This window comes from Micromonospora sp. NPDC049799 (genome assembly GCF_040656655.1).
In the GTDB taxonomy this organism is placed as follows: Bacteria; Actinomycetota; Actinomycetes; order Mycobacteriales; family Micromonosporaceae; genus Micromonospora.
This window is the reverse complement of record NZ_JBFAMU010000752.1, coordinates 1-1,824: the sequence shown is the minus strand read 5'-3', so window position 1 is coordinate 1,824 and position 1,824 is coordinate 1. Positions and strand designations below refer to the sequence as shown.

Annotated in this window: 2 protein-coding genes; one reads left to right on the top strand and one right to left on the bottom strand. The window is 75.9% G+C overall.

Annotated features, from left to right (window positions below):
• Positions 1-1,254: MFS transporter (locus AB0I76_RS29115; protein WP_357042118.1), on the bottom strand; the 1,254-nt coding region annotated here is incomplete at its 3' end.
• Positions 1,255-1,325: 71 nt separating this feature from the next.
• Between AB0I76_RS29115 and AB0I76_RS29110 the strand changes: the two genes are divergently transcribed.
• The coding region (locus tag AB0I76_RS29110; RefSeq protein WP_357042116.1) for a TetR family transcriptional regulator at positions 1,326-1,824 on the top strand (499 nt) is incomplete at its 3' end.

Below are 1,824 nucleotides of genomic sequence, written 5' to 3'. Positions count from 1 at the left end.
GGCGAGACGGTCGTCCAGCCGGACTCGGCGCTGGACGCCCGTCTCGCCGGCGGCGGAGGCGAGGAACCCGCCCGCGGCCAGGCACAGCGCGTACGCCCACGGGCCGAGCGCGGCCCCGGTGGCCTCGGTGGCGGTCCACACCCCGGTGTAGGTGCCGGCGGCGCCGGTGCCGGCGCGGATCACGTCGGGCACCATCGAGAACGGCAGCAGCTGCATCCCGGCGAACGAGACCCCCAGCACCGCCACGGCCGCCACCAGTACCGGCAGGCCGGCCGGGCGGCCCACCGCGAGGACCAGGGAGCCGGCCGCGAACGCGCCCTGAGCGGTCAGCAGGGCCCGCTGCTTGCCGACCCGGCGGGCAACCGCCAGCCACACCGGTGTGACCAGCAGCGCCGGCGCGACGAACGCCGCCACCAGGACGGTGGTCAGACCGGGACGGCCCAGCTCGTACTCGGCGTAGTAGGGCACGCCGGCGAGGACCAGGTGGGTGGTGGTGGACATCGCCAGGTACGCGGCGACCAGCCAGCGGAACTGCCGGTCGCGCAGGGTCGCGGTCAACGCCCGCCATCCCGCCACGTGCCCGCCGGCCGGTGCCGCCGCGGCCCGCCGCAAGCGCGCGATGCCGGCCATCCCGACCAGCATGGTCACCAGCATCCCCACCGCGAGCAGCGCGCCCATCCGCTGGTAGCCGTCCCGGGTGGCGTCGTCCCCGCCGGCCAGCAGCGGTGCCAGCAGGCCGGAGACGAGGATTCCCAGGGTCAGGACCACCATCCGGAAGGCCATCAGCCGGGTCCGCTCGTGGTAGCCGATCCGCAGGTCCGCGGGGGTGGCCAGGTAGGGGACCTGGTACGCGGCGAACAGCAGGTTGCCGGCGACGAACGCGACCGCCACCCACGCGGCGGCCGGGGCGCCGGTCAGCTCGCCCGGCACCGCGAACAGCGCCGCGAAGGCGACCGGCAGGGCGCAGCCGAGCAGCAGCAACCGTCGCCGGTCGCCGCGGCGGGCCTGCTCGACGTCGCAGCGGTGCCCGATCCACGGGTGCAGCAGCACGTCGGCGATCTTGGGCAGCAGCAGGGCGAGGCCGGCCAGCCACGGCGCGACCGCCAGGACGTCGGTGAGGAAGTACAGCAGCAGCAGCCCCGGGACGGTCACCCAGATGCCCATGCCGACACTTCCGGCGGCGAAGCCGAGCAACGGCCCACGGGGCAGGGCGGTCGCGCCGACGCCGGCCGACTGCTGGTCGAGCCCGCTCATGGCCGCTTCCTCTCCGGGCGTAGCGCCCGCCAATCCAACGGTTGCTGGATTGTAGGGGCAGAATGGTGGTCATGACCATGCCCCGCCGCCGCCCGGGCCGCCCCCGCCGCGACGAGACACGGCCCACCCGGGAGGTGGTGCTCACCGCCGCCGCCGCGCTGTTCGCCCAGCGCGGGTTCGACGCCGTCGGGCTGCGCGAGGTCGCCGCCGCCGCCGGTGTCGACGTCGCGACCGTCGCCCACCACACCGGTACGAAGGCGCAGCTCTACGACGCCTGCTTCGCCCGGGTGTTCGAGGCCGAGCGGGAGGTCCTGACCGCCGCCGCCGAGAACGCGCGCGCGGCCCTGACCGAGGGGCCGCAGGCCGCGCTGCGCGCCCTGCACGACCTGGTCGACGTGTTCGTGGACTTCCTGGAGGACCGGCCGGAGACCACCGCGCTGTGGCTGCGCCGCTGGTTGGAGCCGCAGCGGCACGCCGACCTCGACGAGCGGTACGCCGCGCCGCTGTACCGGCTGGTCGCCGAGCTGCTCGACGCGGCGGCGGCCAGCGGGGCGCTGGTGGAGCCGACCC